General features: G+C 73.2%; 17 protein-coding genes and 1 riboswitch. Of the genes, 13 read left to right on the top strand and 4 right to left on the bottom strand.

What is annotated here, in order from left to right; translation table 11 throughout:
• The first annotated feature begins 8 nt into the window (after positions 1-8).
• The 3 genes from ACIA8N_RS25500 to ACIA8N_RS25490 all read left to right on the top strand — a co-directional run bounded on the left by ACIA8N_RS25500 (position 9) and on the right by ACIA8N_RS25490 (position 2,537).
• Positions 9-998 carry a hypothetical protein gene (locus tag ACIA8N_RS25500; protein WP_399416793.1) on the top strand — a complete coding sequence of 330 codons (990 nt, stop codon included), beginning with the start codon at positions 9-11 and terminating at the stop codon, positions 996-998.
• Between the two features lie 38 nt (positions 999-1,036).
• Positions 1,037-1,729: an HNH endonuclease family protein gene (locus ACIA8N_RS25495; RefSeq protein ID WP_365778627.1), complete on the top strand. Its 693-nt coding sequence runs from the start codon at positions 1,037-1,039 to the stop codon at positions 1,727-1,729.
• A gap of 61 nt (positions 1,730-1,790) precedes the next feature.
• Positions 1,791-2,537, top strand: coding sequence for an N-acetyltransferase (locus ACIA8N_RS25490; protein WP_365778629.1), 747 nt, complete (start codon positions 1,791-1,793; stop codon positions 2,535-2,537).
• 60 nt (positions 2,538-2,597) lie between these two features.
• On the opposite strand, the gene ACIA8N_RS25485 is transcribed toward ACIA8N_RS25490, so the two are convergent.
• Entirely contained in the window at positions 2,598-3,377 is a 780-nt protein-coding gene (locus ACIA8N_RS25485) for a hypothetical protein (RefSeq protein WP_365778631.1), read from the bottom strand.
• 139 nt (positions 3,378-3,516) lie between these two features.
• Positions 3,517-4,311, bottom strand: a complete 795-nt coding sequence (locus ACIA8N_RS25480; protein ID WP_365778633.1) for a DUF4190 domain-containing protein — start codon at positions 4,309-4,311, stop codon at positions 3,517-3,519.
• 255 nt (positions 4,312-4,566) lie between these two features.
• Between ACIA8N_RS25480 and ACIA8N_RS25475 the strand changes: the two genes are divergently transcribed.
• The 4 genes from ACIA8N_RS25475 (at position 4,567) to ACIA8N_RS25460 (ending at position 9,623) form a co-directional block, all read left to right on the top strand.
• Positions 4,567-6,678, top strand: a complete 2,112-nt coding sequence (locus tag ACIA8N_RS25475; RefSeq protein WP_365778783.1) for an N-6 DNA methylase — start codon at positions 4,567-4,569, stop codon at positions 6,676-6,678.
• A gap of 122 nt (positions 6,679-6,800) precedes the next feature.
• Positions 6,801-7,385, top strand: a complete 585-nt coding sequence (locus ACIA8N_RS25470) for a hypothetical protein (protein WP_365778635.1) — start codon at positions 6,801-6,803, stop codon at positions 7,383-7,385.
• A complete protein-coding gene (locus tag ACIA8N_RS25465) occupies positions 7,382-9,091 on the top strand; it encodes a serine/threonine-protein kinase (RefSeq protein WP_365778637.1) in 1,710 nt (569 codons plus the stop codon). The genes ACIA8N_RS25470 and ACIA8N_RS25465 overlap by 4 nt, the downstream gene beginning before the upstream one ends.
• 127 nt (positions 9,092-9,218) lie before the next feature.
• Positions 9,219-9,623, top strand: coding sequence for a hypothetical protein (locus ACIA8N_RS25460; protein ID WP_365778639.1), 405 nt, complete (start codon positions 9,219-9,221; stop codon positions 9,621-9,623).
• A 473-nt stretch (positions 9,624-10,096) separates the two neighbouring features.
• On the opposite strand, the gene ACIA8N_RS25455 is transcribed toward ACIA8N_RS25460, so the two are convergent.
• Positions 10,097-12,412 carry a YfhO family protein gene (locus ACIA8N_RS25455; RefSeq protein WP_365778641.1) on the bottom strand — a complete coding sequence of 772 codons (2,316 nt, stop codon included), beginning with the start codon at positions 12,410-12,412 and terminating at the stop codon, positions 10,097-10,099.
• 126 nt (positions 12,413-12,538) lie between these two features.
• Between ACIA8N_RS25455 and ACIA8N_RS25450 the strand changes: the two genes are divergently transcribed.
• The 3 genes from ACIA8N_RS25450 (at position 12,539) to ACIA8N_RS25440 (ending at position 15,247) form a co-directional block, all read left to right on the top strand.
• The gene (locus ACIA8N_RS25450) at positions 12,539-13,534 is read left to right on the top strand and encodes a glycosyltransferase family 2 protein (protein ID WP_365778643.1); all 996 of its coding nucleotides are present in this window, start codon (positions 12,539-12,541) and stop codon (positions 13,532-13,534) included.
• Positions 13,535-13,614: 80 nt separating this feature from the next.
• On the top strand, positions 13,615-14,259 hold the full coding sequence (locus ACIA8N_RS25445; RefSeq protein WP_365778645.1) for a SurA N-terminal domain-containing protein: 645 nt from the start codon (positions 13,615-13,617) through the stop codon (positions 14,257-14,259).
• A 19-nt stretch (positions 14,260-14,278) separates the two neighbouring features.
• Entirely contained in the window at positions 14,279-15,247 is a 969-nt protein-coding gene (locus ACIA8N_RS25440) for a nucleoside triphosphate pyrophosphohydrolase (RefSeq protein WP_365778647.1), read from the top strand.
• A 4-nt stretch (positions 15,248-15,251) separates the two neighbouring features.
• On the opposite strand, the gene ACIA8N_RS25435 is transcribed toward ACIA8N_RS25440, so the two are convergent.
• The gene (locus tag ACIA8N_RS25435; protein WP_365778649.1) at positions 15,252-16,451 is read right to left on the bottom strand and encodes a globin domain-containing protein; all 1,200 of its coding nucleotides are present in this window, start codon (positions 16,449-16,451) and stop codon (positions 15,252-15,254) included.
• Positions 16,452-16,549: 98 nt separating this feature from the next.
• On the opposite strand from ACIA8N_RS25435, the gene ACIA8N_RS25430 reads away from it, so the two are divergent.
• The 3 genes from ACIA8N_RS25430 to ACIA8N_RS25420 all read left to right on the top strand — a co-directional run bounded on the left by ACIA8N_RS25430 (position 16,550) and on the right by ACIA8N_RS25420 (position 20,165).
• Positions 16,550-17,833 (top strand): cytochrome P450, encoded by a 1,284-nt coding sequence (locus ACIA8N_RS25430; RefSeq protein WP_365778651.1) that lies wholly within the window; start codon positions 16,550-16,552, stop codon positions 17,831-17,833.
• Between the two features lie 94 nt (positions 17,834-17,927).
• Complete coding sequence (locus ACIA8N_RS25425) at positions 17,928-19,016, top strand: transglycosylase family protein (RefSeq protein ID WP_365778653.1); 1,089 nt, start codon at positions 17,928-17,930, stop codon at positions 19,014-19,016.
• A gap of 258 nt (positions 19,017-19,274) precedes the next feature.
• Positions 19,275-19,448, top strand: a riboswitch (cyclic di-AMP (ydaO/yuaA leader).
• A gap of 3 nt (positions 19,449-19,451) precedes the next feature.
• Complete coding sequence (locus tag ACIA8N_RS25420) at positions 19,452-20,165, top strand: transglycosylase family protein (protein WP_365778655.1); 714 nt, start codon at positions 19,452-19,454, stop codon at positions 20,163-20,165.
• The last annotated feature ends 325 nt before the right edge of the window (positions 20,166-20,490 follow it).

Here is a 20,490-nt window from a genome sequence, read left to right as displayed (position 1 = left end):
ACAAGATGATGGGTGGGTCCGTTCGCGAGGAGGACGCTGTGGAAGCCGTGGAAGCTGTGGAGACCGGCCGCGTACGTCAGATGTGGCACCTGCTCGAACCCCTGCACGCCCTGCTCTACTACTCCCCCGAGGCCTTCGGCGAGGCCGCCGCCCTCGGCTACGACACCACCGAACGCTGGCCCGCCTACTTCGCCTGGCGCGCCGCGCCCCTCGGCGCCGCCGGCCCCGACCGGGTCGCCGCCGCCTTCCACAGCTTCAGCCCCGCCATGGTCGCCCGGTACGTCCCCGCCGCCTGGGAGACCGCCGAACCGGCCGAGGTCCTCGCCGGCCGGCTCCGGGCCGTCGACCGCACCTACCGGGCGCTCCTCGGCGACCTCGTCGACCGCCCCGAGTTCGCCGGGGCCGCCGCGCTCGCCCGCCGCGCCGCCGACGCGGCGGTGGCCTCCTCTGGTCCGGTGACGTCCGGCCTGGTGAGGGCCGATGTGGCCGTGGCCCCCGGCTCAGGCTCAGTGTCCCCCGGTTCGGTGGGGCGCCCGCTCGCCGCCGCCAACGCCGGACTGCCCTGGCCCGAGGCACCGCACCTGGTCCTCTGGCAGGCCGCGACGATCCTGCGCGAGCACCGGGGCGACGGGCACGTCGCCGCCCTCGTCGCCGCCTCCCTCGACCCGGTCGAGGCGCTCGTCTCCTTCGCGGCCGTGGGCGCCGCCCCCGAGCCCGTCTTCGCCGGCCGGGGCTGGAGCCCGGCCGAGTGGACCGCCGCGCGGGAACGGCTGGGCGCCCGGGGACTCGTGGACCCCGAAGGGGCGGCCACGGAGGCCGGCCGCGCGCTGCGCGCCGAGGTCGAGCGGCGTACCGACGAGCTGGCCGCCGCCCCCTGGGCCGCCCTCGGCCCCGACGACACCGCCCGCCTCGCCGACCTGCTCGGCGGCCCCTGGCTGGCCGCGATCGGCTCCGGCCTGCTGCCCTCGGAGAACACCCTCGGCATCGGGAAGGTGTGAGACCCGGGCCGCGACGGCGCCCCGCCTAGGATTCCGGGGTGCTGACGTATCGAAGGACCCTGGCCGCCTCGGCGCTCGCCGCCGCCACCCTCGTGACCACCGCCTGCTCCACGGAAGCCGGTGCCCCGGGCTCGGGCTCCGGCTCCGGTACGGGCGGCAAGCCCACCGCCCGTGGTACGGCGCTCGCCGCCGTGGACGCGCTCACCGTCAAGGGCCGGGCGCCGAAGACCGGTTACGAGCGGGAGAAGTTCGGCCGCGCCTGGACGGACGTCGACGGCAACGGCTGCGGCACCCGTGACGACATACTCAAGCGCGACCTGGACCGCGTCCGCTTCTCGGACGGCCATTGCAAGGTCGCATCCGGCACCCTCGTCGACGACCCGTACACCGGCACCTCCGTCACCTTCGTCCGGGGCCGCAGCAAGGTCGACATCGACCATGTCGTCGCGCTCTCCGACGCCTGGCAGAAGGGCGCGCAGAAGTGGGACCCGGACACCCGGCGCCGCTTCGCCAACGACCCGCTCAACCTGCTTGCCGTCGACTCGGCCACGAACCGCCGCAAGTCCGACGGCGACGCGGCGACCTGGCTGCCGCCGAACAAGACCTACCGCTGCCCGTACGTGGCCCGGCAGATCGCGGTGAAGCAGAAGTACGGCGTGTGGGTGACGCGCGGCGAGCGGGACGCGATGAAGCGGGTCCTCGGCACCTGCCCCCAGCAGAAACTGCCGTAGGGATGGCCCGCTTCGGGAAAATTCGGTTGGGTGCCCCGTAAACGATCTTTACCCTGCGGGTATGGACATCAACATATCGACCCTTGCCGAGCGCCCCGAACTGGAAGGGCCGATGTGGGGCATGCGCGACCTCTGGCCCGAGTTCATGATGTACGACCCGGTGGGCTGGGCGAACATCGGACAGATCGTCCGGCAGCTGCCGGAGTACGTCCTCGTCGCCACCGACGCCGAGGGCAAGGTCGTCGCCCGGGGCTTCAGCGTCCCCTTCCGCCTCGACACGGACGGCCGCCGCGAGCTGCCCGCCCGGGGCTGGGACGAGGTGCTGCTCTGGGCGTTCTCCGACCTGAAGCACGGCCGCGAGGCCGACACCGTCAGCGCCATCGAGATCACGGTCGACACGAGCGCCCTCGGCCAGGGCCTCTCGCACCGGATGCTCGCCGCCATGCGGGCGAACGTGGCCGAGCGGGGCTTCTCCGAACTCGTCGCCCCGGTCCGCCCCAACGGCAAGCACCTGGAGGCCGAGGCATCCATCCACGAGTACGCCTTCCGCACCCGCGAGGCCGACGGGCTGCCGCACGACCCGTGGCTCCGGGTCCACGTGCGCGCGGGCGGTGTCATCGAGGCCGTGGCCCCTGCCTCGATGACGGTCGCCGGCTCCGTAGAGCAGTGGCGCAAGTGGACCGGCCTCCCCTTCGACACCGACGGTCCCGTCGAGGTCGAGGGAGCGCTCGTCCCCGTCCACTGCGAGGCCACGCGGGGCTACGCGGTCTACGTCGAGCCCAACGTGTGGGTGCGGCACCGCGTCTGACGCACACGCGAGCGAGAGGGCCGTCCCTGGTGGGGGCCCTCTCGCTCGCGTACTGGGTGGTCAGCCGTCGACTTCGACGACGTCCTTGGCCGCCGGGACCTTCGCCGCGACCGGCTTCCCGTACTGCGAGAAGGTGAGCGCCCCCGGCTCCTCGCCGCCCGTCGTGACGATCCGCAGGACGTACGGCGTGCCCTTCGTGGCCACGTAGACCGTGCTCGTCTCGCCGCCCGTGCCCGGCTCCGTCAGGGCCAGCGCGGGCTGCCCGTCGATGGTCGTCTCCTTGCCCTTCGCGATGCTGCTCGCGCCCTGCTCGAACCCGCTGAGCAGCCCGTCCAGATCGCAGAGCGCCAGCATGTCCTCGGAGTCCGGGTCGGAGGTGGGCGTCTTCACCCAGCGGCCCCTGAGCTCCTTGACCGTGGCGTCCTGCACCTCCTGGCTCTCGCCCTTGACCTGCTCGCGCAGGAAGGCTTCGTCGAAGCGCAGGTAGACGTTCGTGGCGTCCGCCTTGATCAGCTCGGTCGTGCGGTCGACGCCCATGGTCAGCGTGCCCGCGCAACGCCCCTGGCTGTCGAGCGAGAGGTAGGCCTTGGTCGGGTCGTCGGCGGTCTTCAGGTCGACGTCGACCGTCAGGGACTTCGCCGACTTCGTCGCCACGAAGGCCTTGTCGACGATCTGCGACCCCGTCAGATCTCCGAAGGGCCCCGCGGGCTTCGCCGGCTTCGTCGCCTGCGTCGGCTTGGCGTCCTCCGAGGTCGGGCCGCAGGCCGTGGCACCGAGGGCGAGGGCGGCACAGACGACGGCGGCGACGGCGGCGGGGCGGGTGCGGGGGTGAGCGGGCACGGTGGTGTCTCTCCGAGGGGGGTCGTACGGGGGAGGGGGCCCCGTAGGGCCCCGGTCCTGTGGTGTCGGTGTCGGTGTCGGTGTCGGTGTCGGTGGCGCGGCGCTGCGGGGCCGCCGGGGGTCGGCCGGGCCGGCCGGGTCAGCCGATCTTCAGCTCCCACTGCGAGGCGTCGTACTCCCAGCCCGGGTTGACCTCGACGGTCAGGTTCTTGGCGTCCTTCGGGGCGTCGAAGGCGTAGGTGACGGTGGCCTTCTTGCCGGGCATGACGGTGCCTTCGAAGCCCGCGCCGATCTTGTCGTCGAGGATGTCCTCGGCCGTGACGCTGTTCGCACCGGCCCGCGCGCTCAGCTGGACGGAGGTGGCGTCGAACTTCTCCTTGCCGGCGTTCTCGATCACCACGGTGACCTGGTAGGCCTTGTTGCCCTTGGTGTGGCCGATCGCGAACTCGCCCGGCGTGTACGGCTTCGGGTCGGAGACCGTGATCTCGAGGTCGTCCTCGTAGACCTGGGTGTCGCCGTCCTCAAGGGCCGCGTCCTTGTCGGCGGGCGCGGGCTTGGACGCGGAGCCCGAGGGCGCCTTGGTCGACGGGGCGTTCGAGGCCGCGTCCTTGATGCCCTTGTCGAGCTCGTCGACCGCGTTGCTGACGGCCGTGAACGTGATGACAGCGCCGACCACCGACAGGACCAGGGACACGAGGCCGAGGATCGCGCCGGTGAGCGCCACACCCTTGTTGTTCGCCTCGCCGCGCTTCACGCGGCCCTTCCCGGTGAGGCCCAGGATCAGGGCGATCAGGCCGAGGATGCCGGCCATCCAGAAGAGGAACGGGATCAGGCCGGAGAGCGTGCCGATGATGCCGAGGATCAGGGCCGCGGTGCCGAGCCCGTTGCGCAGCGTGTGCGGGGCGACGGGCGGTACCTGGGTGTCGTACGACATGAGTGTGTCCTCCCGGACAGAGAAGATGTCTGGCGCGATGGGTCAATCAGACCAGAGCCTGTGAACCGAGTCAACACGGTTCACGAAGAATGGATCGGCTCACGCTGTGAAGTGGTGCGGCGGGTGTTCCTCGGTAAGATCGGAGTCACACGAGGACGCGTCAGAGGTGAGCCAGGGGAGATGGGTCAAGTGCCGGAGAGCTCAGAAGAGGCAGCCGGAGCGGCAGCGGACGCGACCGACGCCGGTGCCGCAGAGGTGACCGCCGCCGGGATCGCCCGGCTCGCCGGGGTCGGCAGGGCCGCCGTCAGCAACTGGCGCCGCCGCCACGCCGACTTCCCCAAGCCCGTGGGCGGCACGGAGACCAGCCCGTCCTTCGCCCTCGCCGACGTCGAGCGGTGGCTCCGCGAGCAGGGCAAGCTGGCCGAGGTCCCGCTCCGCGAGCGCGTCTGGCAGCAGATCGCGGGCCATCCGGCCGGCGCGGTCACCGCCCTCGTGCACGCGGGCTGCGCGCTCCTCCTCGTACGGGACAGGTCGGCGGCCTGGCCCTCGCTCGCCGAGCTGCCGGACCGGCGGCTCGTGGACCTGCTGCCGCTCGCCCTTGAGGAGACGCTCACCGAGCGCCTCGGCCCGGAGCGGGCCGTCCGCACCCCCACCTCCTCCGCGCTCTCGGGCTCCGTCGCGCTGCTCAGGGGGGCCGCCGAACTCGCGGCGGAGACAGGGGCGCGGCAGACCTTCGAGTTCCTGCTCGGCCGTCACCTCGACGCGAACCCGCGCCAGTACACCCTGACCCCGCCCGGCCCGGCCGCCCTCATGGCGGCCCTCGCCGGAGCCACGGCCCCCACGGAGACCGGGACTCCGGGAGACACCGAGAACGACCCGGCCCCCCTCACCCCCCTCACCGTCCTCGACCCCGCCTGCGGCACCGGAAGCCTGCTGAGCGCGGTCGAGCGCCCCGGCGCCGTCTGCGGACAGGACGCCGACCCCGATCTGGCCGCGCTCACGGCCCTGCGCCTGGCCCTCGCCTCGGACGGCGACATCCGGGTCAGGTCCGGTGACAGCCTGCGCGCCGACGCCTTCCCGGCGCTCGCCGCCGACGCCGTCCTCTGCCACCCGCCGTTCAACGAGCGCAACTGGGGCCACGACGAGCTGGCCTACGACCCGCGCTGGGAGTACGGCTTCCCGGCGCGCACAGAGTCCGAACTCGCCTGGGTGCAGCACGCCCTGGCCCGGCTCCGCCCCGGCGGGACCGCCGTCCTCCTGATGCCGCCGGCCGCCGCGTCCCGCCGCTCGGGCCGCCGGATCCGGGCCGATCTGCTGCGCCGGGGCGCCCTGCGCGCGGTCGTCGCCCTGCCGGCCGGTGCCGCGCCCCCGTACGGCGTCCCGCTGCACCTGTGGGTGCTGCGCAGGCCCGTCCACGGGGAGCGTCCCCCCGCCGAACTCCTCTTCGTCGACACCGCGTCCGAGCACACGGGCCAGGGCAGGGACGGCCAGGGCAGGGACGGTCAGGGACGTGACCGGCTCGACTGGGCGGCCGTCCACACCGCCGTACTGGAGGCCTGGACGCTCTTCGACCGGGACGGAACCCTCGTCGGGGCGCCGGGCGCGAGCCGTTCCGTTCCCGTCATCGAGCTCCTCGACGACGATGTCGACCTGGCCCCGGCCCGTCATCTGCCGCCGCAGGCCGCGGCCGAGGGCGCGGCCCAGCTCGCGGGGGTGCGCGAACGCCTCACGGAGACCCTGCGCCGTACGCGGGAGCTGACCCCGCCGCCCGTGACCGACCCGACGGGCGCCGAGGGCATCGGCCGGCTCACGACGACCGTCGGGGAACTCGCGCGCGCCGGCGCCCTGGTGCTCCGCGCCGGCGGCGGGGGCACGACCCCGGCCGACGCCCCGGTCGCCGTGCTGACGGAGCACGACGTCCTGGCCGGGCAGCCGCCGTCCGGCGCCCTGCCCGACGGCCCGCCCGAGGAGCCGGTCCTCCTGGCCTCCGGTGACGTGGTCGTCCCGGTCCTCGGCGGCGGCGCGGCCGTCCGGGTCGTCGACGCCACGGCGGCGGGCGCCGCGCTCGGCCGCAACCTCCAGCTCCTCCGCCCCGACCCGGCGGCGCTCGACCCCTGGTTCCTGGCGGGCTTCCTGCGGGCCACCGCCAACAACCGGCAGGCCAGCAGCTACGCCTCCACCGCGACCCGCCTCGACGTGCGCCGCCTCCAGCTGCCGCGCCTGCCCCTTGCCGAACAGCGCCGGTTCGGGGAGCGGTTCCGCGCCCTCGCCGCGTTCGAGGACGCGCTGCGCCAGACGTCCCGGCTCGGCGACCAGCTGGTCCAGGGGCTGTACGACGGTCTCGCCGACGGCACGGTGGCGCCCTGAGCCGCGGTTCCTGACCGGTCCCGGGATCCGTCCGGCAACGGTTCCGCACATCCTGCGGCCGTTGTCGGCGGACGTGTATACGCTCGTCTCCGCACCCGATCCGTTCGAGCAGGAGCAGCAGGATGTACGGCCCTCCGCAGGCCCCGCAGTCGCCGCATGTCCCGCCGCCGAAGAGCCCCGCCTCCGGCGGACTCGTCGCCCTGCGCGTGCTGTTCTGCGCGCTGTCGCTGCTCAGCTGCGGCTTCCTCGCCTGGGCGCCGCTGCTGCGGCTCGCGGTCGTCACCCGCGAGCGGCGGGACTGGGTCCTGTTCGGCCTCGCCCTCCTCGGCTCGGCGGGCCTCTTCACGTACATCGTGGTCACCGGTGAGGAGACGAGCAGCGACCTGGAGGCCTTCCTCGGGATCGGTACGATCGTGCTCCTGGCGGCGGGCTCGATCACGTACTACCTGGTGGCGGAGATCCGCCACTTCGAGCGCCTCCGCGTCCAGCCGCCGTCCCAGCCCCCGTACCGGCCGATGGGGTACGCGTACGGCGCCGACGGCACCGCCGTCACGGCGCCGAGCGCGCCCGGCGCCCCGAACCCGTACATCTGCGCCCCGCCCCCGGTCCCGCCCGTCCCCGCACCGCGCATCGACCAGGTGCGCGCCGAGCTCGACGAGCTGAGCGACCTCCTCCGTACCCGCGGCGAAGACGACGGCCGGGCGTGAACGGACGTGTCATCGGCGGGCGCTACGAGCTCGCCACCGTCATCGGGCAGGGCGGCATGGGCCAGGTCTGGACGGCGTACGACGGCAGGCTGGACCGCCGGGTCGCGGTGAAGCTGCTCCGGCCGGCCACCATGACGGGTCCCGCGACCGCCGCCGAGGAGCTGCGGCGCCGTTTCGTGCGCGAGTGCCGCGTGACCGCGCGCGTCGACCACCCCGGTCTCGTCACCGTCCACGACGCGGGCAGCGAGGGCGACGACCTCTATCTCGTCATGCAGTACGTGGAGGGCGCCGACCTCGCCGACCACCTCGCCGAGCACGACCCGTACCCGTGGGAGTGGGCGGTCTGTGTCGCCGCGCAGCTCTGCGCCGTCCTCGCCGCCGTGCACGCCGTCCCGATCGTGCACCGCGACCTCAAGCCGCGGAACGTGATGGTCCGCCCCGACGGATCGCTCGTCGTCCTCGACCTGGGCGTCGCCTCCGTCCTGGACACCGACACCACCCGCCTCACCCAGACCGGTTCCCCCATCGGCAGCCCTGCGTACATGGCGCCCGAGCAGGCCATGGGCGGCGCCGTGGGCCCGTCCACCGACCTCTACGCGCTCGGGGTCCTGCTCCACGAACTCCTCAGCGGCAACGTTCCTTTCGCCGGGTCCACCGCGCTCGGGGTCCTCCACCGCCACCTGCACGAGCCTCCCGCGCCGCTCCGGCAGCTGCGGCCCGAGGTCCCCGAGGCCCTGGAGGCGCTGGTCCTCCGGCTGCTCGCCAAGGACCCGCGCGAGCGCCCGTCCGGCGCGCACGAGGTGTACGAGCACCTGCTGCCGCTGCTGCCCGCGCGCGGCGTCCCGACGGGGCCGATGGACCCGACCCGGCCGTTCCTCCGCCCGCACGCGCCCTGGCCCGACCGGGCGCCGGCGGCCAGGCCGCCGGGGGCAGCGCCCGGTCCGGCGGCGGTCCCGGGGCCCGACCCGCGCACCAGCGCACCCGGCGCACCCGGCGCACTCCACGCCCCCGCGCCGCTCAACGCCCACGGCGCACCCCACACCCACGGCCCGCTCCACACATCCGGCCCGTTCCCCTTCCCGGGCGCGCCCGCCGACCCCCGTACGGGTCTCCCCTCCGTCGTCCTCACGGACCCGAGGGCGGTCCCGCCGCCCGCGCGTCCCGACATCGCCGCGGCCGTCGACGAGGTCAAGCGGCTGCTGGGGGAGGGGCAGCTCACCCGGGCCGTGGACATCCTCGGCGGCATCCTGCCCGCCGCCGCGGCCGAGCACGGGGAGCGTTCGCCGGTCGTCCGCATCCTGCGCAAGCAGTACGCGTCGACGCTGATGGACGACGGCCGGTACCGGCAGGCCCTGCCCGAGCTGCGCCGCCTGGCGGCGGACCGCGACGCGGAGGCGGGCCCCGCGGACCCGCAGGCCGTGCAGTTCCGTTACGACGCGGCCGTGTGCCTGGAGCAGCTCGGGGAGACGGCCGCCGCGCTCACGGAGTTCCGCGCGGTACTGCCGTACTACGAGCGGGATCTCGCCCGCGCCTTCGACATCCGGCAGCGGATCGGGCTGTTGCTGGTGGCGACGGGCGCGCACGCGGCGGGCCAGGAGCAGCTGCAGCGGCTGCTGTTCGACGCCGAGCGGGCGTACGGCCCGTATCACCCGCTTCCGGTGGAGTTGCGGCGCGTGCTCGACCATCAGCGGCAGTTGGGGCCGTGACGCTGACGCGACGCCAGCATCACGACTCGACAACTGATCCGGAAGTGGATCTTCATGATCCTTTTTGCCTGTTTTGGCGCATGTAACGTTCGCGTCTGATCATGTCCGCGCTCACAAGGAACTCCACATGACGACGCCGTCCGCGCCCCTCACCCCCGAGCAGCAGCCCGCCGCCCCCGAGGGCCAGTCCGCCGCGCCCGCGAAGAAGGGCAGCAGCATCCTCAAGAAGGTCGGTGGAGTCGTCGTCGCGATCGCGATCGCCCTCGCCGTCAAGTTCGGCCTCCCGTACCTCACCGGCGAGGCCCCGGTGCACGCCAAGGCCGGCGAGTGCGTCACCGTGACGGGCCCCGACAACGACCCCAAGGTCGACACCGTGGACTGCTCGGCCGGCAAGGCCGACACGTTCAAGGTCGTCAAGGTCGTCGAGGACACCTTCGACGTGAACAAGTGCGGCACGGAGCTGTCGGCGCTCGCGCAGCAGCTGGAGTCGGACAAGTTCGTCCTCTGCCTCGAAGAGGTCGCCGCGAAGTAACGCGCGCCGCGCGTCCGCGCGTCCGCGCGTCCGCGCGTCCGCGCGCCGGAAGCGCCGGAAGGGCCGGAACCCGCCTGGGGTTCCGGCCCTTCGCCGTGCGCTCAGTGACCGACCGACCGTGGCACTGCCTCTGGTTCGGCTCCTGGTTCGGCCCCCGGTTCTGCCCGCGGCCCGGACCCGGGAGGGGCCACGGTCGGGGCGACCGGGTGCGGAGTCCGCGAGGGCTGCGGTGTGGCGGGTGGGGCCGGTGCCGTCGGCTCGCTCACCCCCGGCGTACGAGCGGGGGGCGCCGGATCCGGACCGGCCGGGCCGCCGGGCAGCAGGACGAGCAGGTACGCGGCCGCCAGCGCGGCGGCGGCGCCGAGCCCGGCCAGGGCGAACCCGCGCACCCGGCGCGTTCCCCAACGGCGCTCCCCCGGGGGCGCGTCCCGGCGCAGATCCCGGTACGTGACGAGGGCGGCGCGGCCGGCCGCTCATGGCCGGCCGCTCGGCTCCCCACGCCGCCCCCGCGCCCCCACCCGCAGGGACACGCCCAGAAGCACGAGACCCGCCGCGCCCGCCGCGAGGCCCGCCCCGAGGCCCGGCGGGCGGAAGGCGCAGTCCAGCGTCGCGGTGCCGGGGCCGATGCCGGCCGCGAGCAGGCCGCCGTACGACGTGGTCCGCGCGTTCCCGCAGCGCCAGCCCGGGATCCCCGGGGCCGCCACCACCGCCGTACCCGTCGTGCCGGGCGGCAGCTCGGCCCGTATCCCGTCCGAGGTGGCGTGGACCGTGACGGCCGCACGCGCGCGCAGGGCCGTGACCGCCGCGCGCAGACGGTCGTGGTCCAGGCAGCCGACTTCGCCGGGGCCCGGCAGGACCGGCCTCAGACCGGGGGTCCGCTGGACGCCGAGGGACGTCATCGCCGCCCGCCGTTTCGGCTGCCCGCCGAGGAGCCGGGCCTCGCGGTCGCCCAGGCGCGCCGTGCCCGTCGCGTCGGGGGCCCACAGGAACACCTCGGTGCCGACAGGGCAGGCGCCCGCGCGCGGAGCCCCGTACACCCGCGCGCCGAGCAGGAGTTCCTGGTTGCGGAAGGGCGACGGGCCGTAGACGGGCGCAGGACCCGGCGGCCGTACCGTCACCAGCGGCAGATACGTCCCCGTACGCACCACCGCGCCGTCCCGCCACCGCGCCCCCACCCCGAACAGCGCGTCCGTCACCGGGTTGTCCAGGCTCAGCAGGTTCCGGCCCCGCGAGGTCCAGCCGCCGCCGAGCGCGGTCAGCGTCTCCGTGAGGACCGCCGGGGTGTGGCTGGAGTAGTACGCGGCGCCCTGGCCGCCGAACAACAGCGGATCGTTGCCCGCGAACCGGGGCAGACCGGCGTCCGTGCGGTACGCGGGCCAGCCGTCGGCCGCCGCGAGGGCCGCCGCCCGCCGCTCCTGCTCCGCGCCGAGCGGCGGATAGTCGTCGAGCCGGCCGAGCCGCTCCCGGTCCGCGTACGCCGTCGTTGCCGCAGACTGGCCGAGCAGGGTCCCGACGACCAGGAGCGCGGCGAGCACCCCGTACCGGCCCCGCCCAGGAAGCAGCAGCGCACCCGCCACCGCCACCAGGCCCACGCCCGCCAGGAGCAGCGCCCAGCCGGTGAGGAACGGGCTGGGCAGCGCCCCCGCCGCCAGGACCACGACGACCGCCGCCCCGCCGAGCAGCGCCCTGCGGTCCGGCCCGCCGCGGCCGAGACCCGTCCAGGCGGCGATGACGAGAACCCCGGAGAGGACGAAGGTCTGCCGGTACGGGCTGCCGTTCGGGGTCGCGAACGCATGCCACAGCAGGTGCGTCGGGCCCCACTGCATCGAGGCGACGACCGCCCCGCACAGACCGGGCCACAGCCACCGCTCACGCCCCGGCACGTCCCGGCGGAACAGCAGCGCGCCCGTGAGCAGCAGGACCGCCGTGGAGACGTAGGCCGCCGGGGTCGAGAAGCTGTACGTCACCGGGAGCAGCCGGGCCAGGAGGTCGGTGAGGGGCGCCGGGTCGAAATCCCGCACCAGGCCGGGGTGGGCGTGTCGGGAGCCGAGGAAGACGGGCACGAGGACGGGCGCCGAGAGGGCGATCCCGACGCCGGCCGTCAGGGCGGCCCGCAGCAGCGTCCGTACCCGGAAGCCGTCCGTCACCGTGAGACGGACGAGGAGGACGAGGGCGGCGCCGAGGGTCGCCATGTACGCGGTGTAGAAGTTGGCCGTCCAGCAGACCGCCACCACCAGCGGCCCGAGGAGCGGCCTGCGGCCCTCCCGTACCCACTCGCCCACCAGGCATAGCAGCGGGAAGGCGATCAGGCCGTCCAGCCACATCGGGTTGTACGTGCCCTCCGCGAGCGACCAGCCGCACAGCGCGTACGACGCGCCCAGGACCGCCGCCCACCACCACGCCCCGGGGCCGAGGCGGCGCAGCAGGAACGTCATCGCCGCCGCCGCGACCGCCGTCTTCAGGACGGTCACCCCGTACACCGCGTACTCGATGTCCCCCCGCGGGAGGAGCGCGACCAGCGGGGCGAAGGGACTCGACAGATAGGTGCCGTAGTCGGGGAGGAAGCTCGTGCCCCAGCCCGCCCGCCAGTCGAGCAGCAGACCGCCGTCCGCCCGGCCGTGCAGCAGGTCCCACAGGTGCGCGTGGAACGGCACGAACTGGTTCGCGAGGTCGTTCACCGCCCGGTGGCGCGGCCCGAAGGGGAAGACCCGGGCGACGGCGTCCCCGCCGCAGACGGCGGCCACGGCGAGGAGGGCGGCCAGGAGGGGTGAGCGTCCGGTGTTCGGCATGACGGCTCGAATATGCCAGCGCCCGACCGGGAAATCCCGGGCCCCGAAACCCAGTTCATTCAATGGTCGCCTGAAGGCCATCCACGCGGACCGGCCGGGTCACCGCGCTCCGTTGTCGTGGTCCGTGTGCTGCTCTCGATCGTCGTCCCGTGCTTCAACGAGGAGGACGTCCTCGCCCGCTTCCACGACCACGTGAGCCTCGAACTCGCCAAGCTCGACGGCGCGTACGAGATCGTCTACGTGGACGACGGAAGCCGGGACGGGACCCTCCCGCTCCTCCAGGAGCTCGCCGCGCGCGACCCCCGCCACGTCCGCTACGTCTCCTTCAGCCGCAACTTCGGCAAGGAGGCGGCGATGCTGGCCGGGCTCCGCGACGCCGCCGGCGACGCCGTCGTGATCATGGACGCCGACCTCCAGCACCCGCCCGAGCTGGTGCACCGCATGGTCGCCCTGCACGCCGAGGGCTACGACCAGGTCGTCGCCCGCCGCACCCGCGAGGGCGACCGCGTCACCCGCACCCTGACCGCCCGCCTCTACTACCGGGCGATCAACCGGCTCGTCGACGTCGAGCTCGTCGACGGCGTCGGCGACTTCCGGCTGCTCTCCCGTCGCACCGTCGACGCCGTCCTCGGACTCGGCGAGTACAACCGCTTCTCCAAGGGCCTCTTCTCCTGGGTCGGCTTCCGCACCACGACGTTCTCCTACGAGAACGCCGTCCGCGAGCAGGGCCGCTCCAAGTGGACCTTCGGCAAGCTCCTCAACTACGGCCTCGACGGCCTGCTCTCCTTCAACAACAAGCCCCTCAGGGCCGCCGTCCACCTCGGGTTCCTCCTCGTCCTCCTCGCCCTCGGCTACGCGGCCTGGATCGTCGGCGACGCCCTCGTCAACGGCGTCGACACGCCCGGATACGTCACCCTCCTCGTCGCCGTCACCGCCCTCGCCGGCGTCCAGATGGTCATGGTCGGACTCATCGGCGAATACGTCGGCCGCATCTACTACGAGGTCAAGCGACGCCCCCATTACCTGGTGCAGGAGACACACGAGGGACCCGAGACGGGTGTGATGCGGGCCGACACCCGGCATGCAGGTGAGTCGTTGTGGGAAACAGTCGCACCGAAGTAGTGGCTCCGGCCCCGGCGACTCCCTAACATCGATCACCGCAAGGTCGTTCAACTGACGCACGACCAGCCCGGGAGGCTCCTTTGCACCGCCGCACTGCGCTCACCGTCTCCGCCGCGCTCCTCGCCGCGGCCCCGCTGCTCACCGCCTGCGGCAGTGACGCCCACCCAGGAGCGGCAGCCGTCGTCGGCGGCGAACGGATCGACGTCTCCAGCCTCCAGGCCCAGGTGGAGGACGTACGGACCGCCCAGGAACGCTCCCCGCAGGCCGCCCAGCTCGTCCAGGCCAGCGGCGACCTGTCCCGGCGCAAGCTCAACGTCATGATCTTCGACCGGGTCGTCGACAAGGTCGCCGCGGACAACGGCGTCACCGCCACCCGCGCCGAACTCCAGCAGACCAGGACCGCCTTCGTCCGCGAGAGCGGCGGCGAGGAGCGGCTCGCCACCGCCCTCCTCCAGGAGCAGGGCGTGGCCCCGGGACAGATCGACGACGTCGTCCGCCGCAACGTCCTCATGAACAAGATCGCCGCCAAGCTCGGCGTCACGGACACCCCCGACGGCCAGAAGAAGATGACGGACGTCTTCTCCGCCGCCTCCAAGGCCCTCGCCATCGACGTGAACCCGCGCTACGGCGCCTGGGACGACGCCCAGGTCCGGCTCTCCGCCACCACCGCGCCCTGGCTCCGCCAGATCAGCCAGGACCCGGCCGCCGTCCCGGCCGGTGCCTGAGGCGAGGTAGTTTCGAGGGGTGACATCTGAGAGCCCCGGCCGCATCGTCCTGCTCACCGCCAGCCACCGCGTGGCACCCGGACTCCTGTCCTGGCCCGCCTGGCAGGCGCTGGGCGCCGCGGACCGGGTGCTCTGCCCCGACGAGCACCACCCCCAGCTGCCGTACCTGCGGGACGCCGGGATCGCCGTCGAGCACCTCAGGCCCACCGCCGAGGAACTCGTCGAGGCCTGCGCCGGAGGCCGGACCGTCCTGCTGCTGCCCTCCGGCGAGGGCGACCGGGCGCTGACCGACGGCCTCGCCCGGCTCGCCGGCTCCGGCCGCCACTCCATGCCCGACCTGGAGCTGCTGCCCGGCTCGTACGACCTGCCCGGCGCCCGGCTCCTCGACCTCGTGCAGATCATGGACCGCATCCGGCGCGAGTGCCCCTGGTCCTCGCGGCAGACGCACAAGGGACTCGCCAAGTACGGCATCGAGGAAGCGTACGAACTCGTCGAGGCGATCGAGGAGGGCGACCGGGAGGAGCTCCGCGAGGAGCTCGGGGACGTCCTGCTCCAGGTCGTCTTCCACGCCCGGATCGCCGAGGAGGACCCGGAGGAGCCGTTCTCCGTGGACGACGTCGCCGGCACGATCGTCGAGAAGCTGATCCACCGGCACCCCCACGTCTTCGGCGACGCGACCGCCGAGACGCCGGAGGAGGTCAAGGCCCACTGGCTGCGGACGAAGGCCGTCGAGAAGCAGCGGGAGTCCGTGACCGACGGCGTGCCGCTCGGACAGCCGGGGCTCGCGCTCGCCGCGAAGCTCGCCGCCCGGGTGCGGACGGCCGGCCTCGACGTACCGCTGCCGGAGGGCGAGGGCATCGGGTACGAACTGCTCGGCCTCGCCGCACGGGCGGAGGCGGCCGGCGTCGACCCGGAGGCGGCCCTGCGCGCGGCGGCCCGCACCTACCGGGACGCGATCCGCGCCGCGGAGGGCGTGAAGTCCGCCTGAGGGATCAGGCCTCGCGCGGGACGCGGGCGGACGGGTTGTGCCAGAGCGGGGCCGGCGGGCCCAGGATGTGTTCGGCCGCGGAGTTCGGACGGACCGTGAAACGGCCCACCGGCGGCAGCGTGTCGTGGTGGATCCGCGCCGGGTCCGTGCCCAGGTCCACGAGCGCCTCCGCGACCTCCGTCAGGAAGGCCGGGGGCCCCGCGAGGTAGACGTCGTGCGCGGCCCAGTGGACGCAGGCCCGCAGCGACTGCAGAAGCCGCTCCGTCGCCTGGTCCTTGCGGTGACCGGGCGCCGAGGTGATGTAGGTGACGCTGAGACCGGGCAACAGCTCCTTCAGCCGCTCCGCGTCCCGCCGCCCGTACAGGTACTCCTTCGCGCGCGCCACGACGAACAGCCGGCCCTTCAGATCCGGCTCGGCCTCCGCCGCCTGCCTCAGCAGCGCCCGCACCGGGGCCCAGCCCGTGCCCGCGCATATATAGGTGCGGAGCCCGCCCGGCCCCGTCCGCGCGGTGAGGGCGCCGCCGGGCGCGCTCAGCCGCAGGATCTCGCCGGGAGCCGTCTCCTCGACGAGCGCCGTGCTCATCGCGCCGCCCGGGATCCGGCTCACGTGCAGCTCCACCGTGCCGTCGGGGCGGGGCGCGTCCGCGAGGGAGTAGGTGCGCCAGACGCGCGGCACGCGCAGCGAACTGACGCTGACGTACTGGCCGGGGAGGTACGGCAGGGGCTGACGGGGCCGCAGGGTGAGGACGGCCAGGTCCGCGCCGAACCGTTCGTGCCGCACGACGTCCGCGTCCCACCAGGCCGGCTCCCCGGCCCCGGCCGCCTCGGCGGCGCCCGCCAGCATCAGATCGGCGACGTGCCCGTACGCCTCCGTCCAGGCCTTCTCGGCCTCCGGGGTCCAGGCGGATCCGGCGGCGTGCGCGAAGGCGGCGAGCAGGCTCGACCCGACGGCGGAGTAGAGCGCGGGGGAGGCGAGGAACTTGCGGTGGTCGCGGCCCAGCTGCCCCAGGTAGGCGGCGAGCCCGGGGGACTCCAGGTGGGTCACCACGTGCGTCAGCGCGGCGAAGAGACGGTCCCGCTGGGGAAGCATGTCCTCGGGGAACAGCTCGCGCACGGCGGGGTTGTTCCAGAAAAGATGCGAATAGAAGAAGGCGACGGCGTGTTCGGCCCGTCTCTCGACGACCGCGAACGTGCTTCTGAGCATCTGAGGATCCACTGACAAGAATCTAAGGCACGCCTCCCCTCCTTGATCACAGGATCTCCACACACCTCACCTTCCGGACCGCCCTGTACGGTCGGGGGGTGAGCACCACCCCCGCCTCCGAGCCCGCCCCCGACCTCTTCACCTGGGAGTTCGCGAGCGACCCCTACCCCGCCTACGCCTGGCTGCGTGAGCACGCGCCCGTGCACCGGACGACGCTTCCGAGCGGCGTGGAGGCCTGGCTCGTGACCCGGTACGCGGACGCCCGACAGGCCCTCGCGGACCAACGGCTCTCGAAGAACCCGGCGCACCACGCGGAGTCCCCGCACGCGAAGGGGAAGACGGGCATCCCGGGTGAGCGCAAGGCCGAGCTGATGACCCATCTGCTCAACATCGACCCGCCCGACCACACCCGGCTGCGGCGCCTGGTCTCGAAGGCCTTCACTCCACGCCGGGTCGCCGAGTTCACCCCGCGGGTGCAGGAGCTGACCGACCGGCTCATCGACTCCTTCGTCGAGAAGGGGAGCGCCGACCTCATCCACGAGTTCGCCTTCCCGCTGCCCATCTACGCCGTCTGCGACCTGCTCGGCGTGCCCGAGGAGGACCAGGACGACTTCCGGGACTGGGCCGGGATGATGATCCGGCACGGCGGCGGTCCTCGGGGCGGGGTCGCCCGATCGGTGAAGAAGATGCGCGGCTACCTCGCCGAACTGATCCACAGGAAGCGCCTCGATCCGGGCGACGACCTGATCTCCGGGCTCATCAAGGCGTCCGACCACGGCGAGCACCTCACGGAGAACGAGGCCGCCGCGATGGCCTTCATCCTCCTGTTCGCCGGGTTCGAGACCACCGTGAACCTCATCGGCAACGGCGTGTACCAGCTGCTGCGCCACCCCGAGCAGCGCGAACGGCTCCAGGCCTCGATCGCGGCGGGGGAGACCGGTCTCCTGGAGACGGGCGTGGAGGAACTGCTGCGCTACGACGGACCCGTGGAGATGGCCACCTGGCGGTACGCGACGGAGTCGCTGACCATCGGGGGGCAGGAGATCCCGGCGGGTGACCCGGTGCTCGTGGTGCTCGCCGCCGCCGACCGGGATCCCGAGCGGTTCGACGGGCCGGACACGCTCGACCTCGCACGGCGCGACAACCAGCACCTCGGGTACGGGCACGGCATCCACTACTGCCTCGGCGCACCGCTCGCCCGCCTTGAGGGACAGACCGCGCTCGCCACCCTGCTGACCCGCCTGCCGGACCTGCGGCTTGCCGCGGAGCCGGGTGAACTGCGGTGGCGCGGGGGGCTCATCATGCGTGGATTGCGGACGCTTCCGGTGGAGTTCTCCCCTTCCGTACGGGTCCAGAAGCCTGACAGCGTGTCAGAAATGTGATCTTCGCGTGATCGTGAGGCCATCGACTTGTGACGAGCGTTCGAATACCGCTACGTTCGCCGCTGTCTCAGCCGTCACGCGAAAGGCCCCTCCTATGCGTTCCGGGAACGGACGACACCGTCGCCCCCGTCAGGCCCCCGCCCTCGTCGTCGCCGCGGGCGTGACCGGATCCGCCATGGCGCTGCCGCTGCTCGCCACCGGATCCGCCTCCGCCGCCGACGCGGCCACCTGGGACCGGGTCGCCGAGTGCGAGTCCGGCGGCCAGTGGAGCGCCAACTTCGGCAACGGCATGTACGGCGGGCTCCAGTTCACCCAGGACAGCTGGGAGCGGCACGGCGGCCTCGTCTACGCGCCCAGCCCCGACCTGGCCAGCCGCGCCCAGCAGATCGCGGTGGCCGAGAAGGCGCTCGCCCAGGGCAGTACCGAATGGGCCACCTGCGCGCCGATCGCCGGCCTGACGAACGACGGCAGGTCCACCGGCGTGGACCCCGGCCCGACCGCCGTCCCGAAGGTGCCCACGGGGCCGGTCGCCGAGTCGAACAGGACCTCGGGACTGCCGGAGGGCTCCACCGGCTCCGTCGCCACCGAGGACGCCGCGAAGAAGAGCGCGAAGAAGGTCACGCCTTCCGCCCCCGTCACGCCTTCCGCTCCCGTCACGCCCGTCTCGCCGACGGCGCCCGGTTCCACCGCGCCGACCACCCCGGTGAGCCCGTCCGCGCCGGCCGACCCGAGCGCGCCGACCACTCCGGTCGCGCCCGATTCCTCCGTCAAGCCCGGTACGCCGGTCACGCCCGGCGCGCCGACGGATGACGTGTCGTCGGCCACGCCGGGAACCGGGAAGCACCGGGGCGATGCGGCACCGGAGGAAGTCGCCAAGTCGGACACTTCATCCGAAACGGGTCGACATGCCTCATCTGTCAACGAGCTGACCGAAAAGCCCGTCGCCGCGACTCCGGTTGGCGACGCGAAGGATTCGGACGCAACGGACACTCAGGGCACTTCGGACGCGTACACCGTCCAGCCCGGCGACAGCCTGTCCGACATCGCGCGGCAGAACGAACTCGCCGGAGGCTGGACCGCCCTCTATGACGCCAACCGCCAGACGGTGGGCCTCGATCCGGACCTCATCCTCCCTGGTCAGAGCCTCGACCTGACGGACGGTTCGGCCGCGAAGGCCGAGTGATTCGGGGGCGTATGTCCGGTTCTGGGCAAGTGAGACATGGGTCTCTTCGCCCCAACTGGCGTGTCCTGCCCGTGACCTCCGCCCCCGTCACCTCTCACCTGCGTAAACGCCCCCCACCGGAGGGCAAGTAGGGGCGATATTTCCGCAATACGCCTCTTTGAACTTTCGGTGGGTCTGTGTCTACGGTCTTAACCGCTCGCCACCGCGGGCCCCGTCGACCGAAACGCCGAATCCTGCCGTCGGCCGATGGGAACAGTCGTCGCGCAAGCGCCGAAGGCAGGAGTGGGGGACCCAAGGTAAGTGCCGGTCCCGGCCGTTGAGAAAGACGGCCGATGACCGGCTTGGGGTGAAGCCGCGTGCTAGGACACGCGGCCGGGCAACTTTCCGGCCCGAACCCGACAGCTCACCTCACAGGCGTCGGTGAGGAGAATTTCCATGCTGTTTTCCGGTAAGGGCAAACACCGCCGCCCCTCCAAGGCCACCCAGGTCGCCACGCTCGTCGGCGTCACCGGTGTCGCCGTCGCCGCCCCGCTGATGACCGCGGGCACCGCCTCGGCCGCCACGGCCTCCGAGTGGGACCGCGTCGCCCAGTGCGAGTCCGGCGGCAACTGGTCCATCAACACCGGCAACGGCTACTACGGCGGCCTGCAGTTCTCCGCCTCCACCTGGGCCGCGTACGGCGGCACCGCCTACGCCTCGACCGCCAACCAGGCGTCGAAGTCCCAGCAGATCACCATCGCCGAGAAGGTCCTCGCGGGCCAGGGCAAGGGTGCCTGGCCGAGCTGTGGCGTGGGCCTCTCCAACGCCCCCTACGGCGGCGGCACCGCCGAGCAGAGCCCCGCCCCGGTGCGGCCGGCCGAGCGCCCCACCCGCAGCGAGCCGCGCCAGGCCGCCAAGAAGGTCGTGCCGCAGCAGGCCGCCAAGAAGGTCACGCCGCAGCAGACCGCCAAGAAGACCGTCACCACCCCGACCGGCAAGAAGGTCAAGAAGGGTGACGGCGAGTACAAGGTCACGGCCGGCGACACCCTCAGCACCATCGCCCAGAAGCAGGGCGTCGACGGTGGCTGGGCCGAGCTCTTCGACCTGAACAAGGACGTCGTCGAGAACGCCGACCTGATCTACCCGGGCCAGCAGCTCCACCTGAGCTGAACCCGGCGGTTCGCGTGAGTCCGGCGGCTCACGCGATCCCCACGACCCTCCCGCGGTGACCACCCCGGTCCGGCGCGCCTCTCCCCCCGTGCGCGCCGGACCGGGGTTCCGCCGTTCCCGGCCCGGCCGTTTCGCGGTCCTTCTCTTTCTTCGCGGTCCTTCTCTCTTCCGGATCGGTCCGTTTTCGCGTCCGGCCGTGTCCGTCGAGGGTTACCGTCCAGTAGATCTGGGGCCCTTCGTCCCGACATGCGTGCCCTTGGGTCCTTTTTCGTCCCAGGGGGCGGGCGCCCGGCTGGCCGGAGCCTCCGAGCCGGTTAGGCTCTTG

This window comes from Streptomyces sp. NPDC051822, from assembly GCF_044452745.1.
GTDB lineage: Bacteria > Actinomycetota > Actinomycetes > Streptomycetales > Streptomycetaceae > Streptomyces.
The sequence above is the reverse complement of the archived record's forward strand: the minus strand, read 5'-3'. Positions and strand labels throughout refer to the sequence as shown.

Coding starts and splice junctions, on each gene's coding strand:
- ACIA8N_RS25500 (WP_399416793.1), top strand. CDS start 9: ATGGGTGGGTCCGTTCGCGAGGAGGACGCTGTGGAAGCCGTGGAAGCT.
- ACIA8N_RS25490 (WP_365778629.1), top strand. CDS start 1,791: ATGGACATCAACATATCGACCCTTGCCGAGCGCCCCGAACTGGAAGGG.
- ACIA8N_RS25480 (WP_365778633.1), bottom strand. CDS start 4,311: ATGTCGTACGACACCCAGGTACCGCCCGTCGCCCCGCACACGCTGCGC.
- ACIA8N_RS25470 (WP_365778635.1), top strand. CDS start 6,801: ATGTACGGCCCTCCGCAGGCCCCGCAGTCGCCGCATGTCCCGCCGCCG.
- ACIA8N_RS25460 (WP_365778639.1), top strand. CDS start 9,219: ATGACGACGCCGTCCGCGCCCCTCACCCCCGAGCAGCAGCCCGCCGCC.
- ACIA8N_RS25455 (WP_365778641.1), bottom strand. CDS start 12,412: ATGCCGAACACCGGACGCTCACCCCTCCTGGCCGCCCTCCTCGCCGTG.
- ACIA8N_RS25435 (WP_365778649.1), bottom strand. CDS start 16,451: ATGCTCAGAAGCACGTTCGCGGTCGTCGAGAGACGGGCCGAACACGCC.
- ACIA8N_RS25425 (WP_365778653.1), top strand. CDS start 17,928: ATGCGTTCCGGGAACGGACGACACCGTCGCCCCCGTCAGGCCCCCGCC.
- ACIA8N_RS25420 (WP_365778655.1), top strand. CDS start 19,452: ATGCTGTTTTCCGGTAAGGGCAAACACCGCCGCCCCTCCAAGGCCACC.